General features: G+C 74.4%; 5 protein-coding genes. All 5 read right to left on the bottom strand.

The window, feature by feature from the left end; all coding sequences use genetic code 11:
- The coding region (gene tsaD, locus ACXJKL_RS16130; protein WP_457208044.1) for a tRNA (adenosine(37)-N6)-threonylcarbamoyltransferase complex transferase subunit TsaD at positions 1–1,025 on the bottom strand (1,025 nt) is incomplete at its 3' end.
- Positions 1,022–1,507, bottom strand: a complete 486-nt coding sequence (locus ACXJKL_RS16125) for a GNAT family N-acetyltransferase (RefSeq protein ID WP_457208043.1) — start codon at positions 1,505–1,507, stop codon at positions 1,022–1,024. The genes ACXJKL_RS16125 and tsaD, both read right to left, overlap by 4 nt.
- Entirely contained in the window at positions 1,504–2,142 is a 639-nt protein-coding gene (gene tsaB / locus ACXJKL_RS16120) for a tRNA (adenosine(37)-N6)-threonylcarbamoyltransferase complex dimerization subunit type 1 TsaB (protein ID WP_457208042.1), read from the bottom strand. Before tsaB ends, ACXJKL_RS16125 begins: the two co-directional genes overlap by 4 nt.
- A 28-nt stretch (positions 2,143–2,170) precedes the next feature.
- A complete protein-coding gene (gene tsaE, locus ACXJKL_RS16115; protein WP_457208041.1) occupies positions 2,171–3,064 on the bottom strand; it encodes a tRNA (adenosine(37)-N6)-threonylcarbamoyltransferase complex ATPase subunit type 1 TsaE in 894 nt (297 codons plus the stop codon).
- Positions 3,061–4,074, bottom strand: a 1,014-nt coding sequence (locus ACXJKL_RS16110; protein WP_457208040.1) for an alpha/beta fold hydrolase, incomplete at its 5' end; no start/stop codon positions are given. The genes tsaE and ACXJKL_RS16110, both read right to left, overlap by 4 nt.

The following is a 4,074-nucleotide window of genomic DNA, read 5'->3' as shown; positions in this document are numbered from 1 at the left end:
GGCTGAGACGAGTCTGCAGGGAGGTCGAGCGCCGACGGCGTTCGGCCTCTCTGCACGAGCTCTGCCCCCAGGGCGGCCACCATCGCACCGTTGTCGGTGCACAGGCCCGGACGCGGCACCCGGACCCGTATCCCCGACGCCGTGGCGCGCTCCACGGCCATCGCCCGCAGCCGGCTGTTGGCCGCCACCCCGCCGCCGATGAGGATGTCCTCGATCCCCTGGCTGGTGGCCGCGTCGATCGCCTTGCGGGTCAGCACGTCGCACACCGCCTCCTGGAAGGACGCGGCGACGTCGTTGACGTCGATGCTGACGCCGGCCCGCTGCTGGGTCTCCACCCACCTCGCGACGGCGGTCTTGAGACCGCTGAAGGAGAAGTCGAAGCGGTGGCGCTCCAGGTCGCGACGATGGGTGAGCCCGCGCGGGAAGTCGATGGCGACGCTGTTGCCGCTGGCGGCCGCGCGGTCGATGTGCGGGCCGCCCGGGAACGGCAGGCCCAGGAGACGGGCCACCTTGTCGAAGGCCTCGCCGGCCGCGTCGTCGATGGTGGCGCCCAGGGGCTCGACGCCGGTCGTCACGTCCTCGACGCGGAGCAGGCTGGAGTGGCCTCCCGAGACGAGCATCGCCAGGCACGGCTCCGGCAGCGGGCCGTGCTCGAGCTGGTCCACCGCGACGTGGGCGGCGAGGTGGTTGACGCCGTAGAGCGGCTTGCCGAGGCCCAGGGCCAGCGCCTTGGCGCTCGCGACGCCGACCAGCAGCGCACCGGCCAGCCCCGGGCCGCTGGTGACGGCGACGGCGTCGACGTCGCGTAGCGCGATGCCGGCGGTCTCGCAGGCGCGCTCGATGGTCGGGACCATGGCCTCGAGGTGCGCCCGGCTGGCCACCTCGGGCACCACGCCACCGAAGCGGGCGTGCTCGTCGACGCTGCTCGCGACCGCGTCGGCGAGCAGCGTGTGGCCGCGGACGATGCCGACGCCGGTCTCGTCGCAGGAGGTCTCGATGCCGAGCACGAGGGGTGCATCACTCATGGCGCCATTGTCCCCGATGCCGGTCCGGGGGTGCCGGGGGCCGACGTGCCCGGGACCAAGGGACGCAGCAGGACCAGGGCGTCCGCCCCGTCGCGGTAGTAGCGCGGCCGCACGTCGATGCGGGTGAAGCCGTGGGCGCCGTAGAAGGCGACGGCCGCCTCGTTGCGCTCGCTCACCTCGAGCAGCATCCGGTCGGCGGCCCCGGTGTGGGCGAGGAGGTCGTCGAGGAGCGCGGCGGCCAGGCCGGCGCGCCGGTGCTGCGGGTGCACGGCGATGCGCTGGAGGTCGACGATGTCGCCCAGGGTCATCGACACGGCGAAGCCGACCGGCTCGTGGGCCGGGCCCTCGGCCACGACGAACCTGCGCCCGGGTCCCACCAGCTCGGCCAGCACGGCGTCCTCCGTCCAGGCCTCGGTCCCGAAGGCCTCCCGCTCGATGGCGACGACGGCAGGGACGTCCGCCCGGGTGGCGAGCCGGATCACAGGACGGGCTTGCGCGCCGCGCTGACGACCGCGTCGGGACGGCGCAGGTAGAGCGGCTCGGGGTCCAGGAGCTCGGCGCGCTCCTCGGCGACCACCCGTGCCAGCCAGCCCGCGCTGGGTCGCGCGGGTCCGACCGGGTGCGGGAACGACTCGGGGTAGAGCACCGCGCCCTCCCCCACCGCGGGCACCCCGGTGGCGGCGTCGGCCGGCTTGAGGACCTCGGGACCGGTCAGCCGGGCACCGTCGGCGTCGTACGACGCGACGTAGACCTCCTTGCGGCGGGCGTCCGTCGCGACCACGAAGTCCTCGCGGACCGTGCCCGTGTCGACCGCCTCGACGGCCAGGACGTCGAGGGTGCAGACGCCGTACACCGGCAGCTCGAGGGCCAGCGCGAGCGTGCGGGCGGTGACCAGGCCGACCCGCAGGCCGGTGAACGGCCCCGGCCCGACGCCGACGGCGATCGCGGTGAGGTCCTGGCGGACCAGGCCCCGGTCGTGGAGCACCGCCTCGATCAGCGGGGCGAGCTGCTCGCCGTGCTTCATCGGCAGCGTGGAGAGGCGCTCGGCGACCACGTCGTCGCCGTCGTGCAGGGCGACGGTCACGAGCGGGGTGGCGGTGTCGAAGGCGAGGAGCACGGTGCGAGGCTACTCAGGTCGTCGCTGATCAGGTCGTCGGGAGGACCCGGCGCAGCTCGACGCGACGGGGGTCGAGGTCGCCCGTCCCGGCCTCGTCGGCCAGGGCGCGGGTGAGGGTGACGTCGAGGCGCTGCTCGGCCAGCCCCTCGGCGAGCCCGGCGCCCCACTCCACGACGGTGACCGCGGTGTCGAGCGAGGTGTCGAGGTCGAGGTCGTCGAGCTCCGCGATGCCCCCGAGGCGGTAGGCGTCCACGTGCACCAGGTCGGGGCCGTCGACCAGCGACGGGTGCACCCGCGCGATCACGAACGTCGGGGAGGTGACGCCACCGCGCACGCCCAGCCCCTCCCCCAGGCCCTGGGTGAAGGTGGTCTTGCCGGCGCCCAGCTCGCCGGTGAGCACGACGAGGTCACCGGCCTGCAGGCCGGCCGCCACCCGGGTGCCGAGGTCGCGCATCGCCTCGGCGTCCGGGGCGTCGTACGTCGTGGGCAGCGGACGGCGCAGCTCGACGTACGGCGAGCGCCGGTCGGTCTCGCGGAAGCCGTGCCGCTCCCAGAAGCCGATCGTGGCGGGCAGCTCCTCGCGGGCCAGCACCCCGAGGCACGGGTGCCCGATCGCGGCGGCCACCGCCGCCTCGACCAGCGCCGCGGCGACTCCGTGGCCCTGCGCGTCGGGGACCACCCCGAAGCGGCGCAGGTAGCACGCCTCGGGCCGCGGCGCGAACAGCAGCGTGCCGACGGGGCGGTCGTCCAGGGTGGCCAGCAGCCCGCCGGACGCCGCCAGCTCGGCGCGGATGCTCTCCGGCGTCTCGGCCATCGCGTCGGCGGGCGGGTCGAGGGTCGGTCGGGCCCCGAAGGCCGCCCGGACCACGGCCAGGACCTCGTCGGCGGCCCCGGGACCGACGCGGCGTACGACGACGCTCACGAGGCCTCCATCCGACCCAGCGCGAGCGAGATGAGGTCGTCGAGCTCGGCGTTGACGTCCTCGTGGCGCTCGAGGATCACCATGTGGCCTGCGCCCTCGCACTCCAGGAGGCTCGATCCGGGGATGCGCGAGTGCAGCTTGCGGCTGTGGCCGACGCTGGTGATCTTGTCGTCGGTGCCGCAGATCACCGCCGTCGGGACCTTGCCGAGGACCTCGACGTGGTCGAAGTGGTCCAGGGTCGCGAAGGCGGGGTAGAAGTCGGCGACCACCGCGAACGGCGTCGCGTTGAGCATGTCGTAGAGGAACTCGACGTAGTGGCCGGGCACGTCGTCGCCGAAGGCGTAGCGGTCCGTGACGACGTCGGCGATCGCGTGGCCCCACCTGCGAGCCAGGTCGACGGCCCGGTGTCCGCGGTCCAGGGTGCGGACGGTGCGCCCGACGAAGCGACCGCCGATGCCCATCGGCAGCATCGGGAACAGGATGCGGCCGGGGTCCAGCCCGCCGGCGGTGGTGGAGATCAGCGCCACGCCCACGATCTGGTCCCCGAAGAGCTCCGGGTGCTGCTGGGCGAGGCTGATGATGCTCATCCCGCCCATCGAGTGGCCGACGAGCACGACCGGGCCGGGGGCGGTCTGCTCGATCACCCGCAGCAGGTCCTTGCCCAGCTGGTCGATGGTGGCGTTCGCCTCCGTCGAGCGGGCGGAGCGGCCGTGGGAGCGCTGGTCGTAGAAGACGGTGCGGACCTGCCCGCGGTAGCCCGCGCGCTGGAAGTGCCAGCACTCGAGGTTCATCGCGTAGCCGTGCACGAAGACCACGGTGAGGTCGGCGGCGGCGAGGCGGCCGTGCTGGTCGGCGTCCACCTCGTCGACCTCGGTGTAGAGGTCGACCGCGTCGTCGGCGATGACGTGCAGCGGGGCCGAGTGCAGGGAGCCGAAGGGCGTGTTGTCCCCCGCCCCGCGGTGCGCGATCACCCGGTTGCGGTGGGCGACCACGCCCACGGCGGCGCCGGC

The sequence above is a fragment of the Nocardioides sp. P5_C9_2 genome (genome assembly GCF_054049555.1).
Note: the sequence above shows the minus strand (reverse complement) of the source record. Positions and strands in the feature narration are given on the sequence as shown.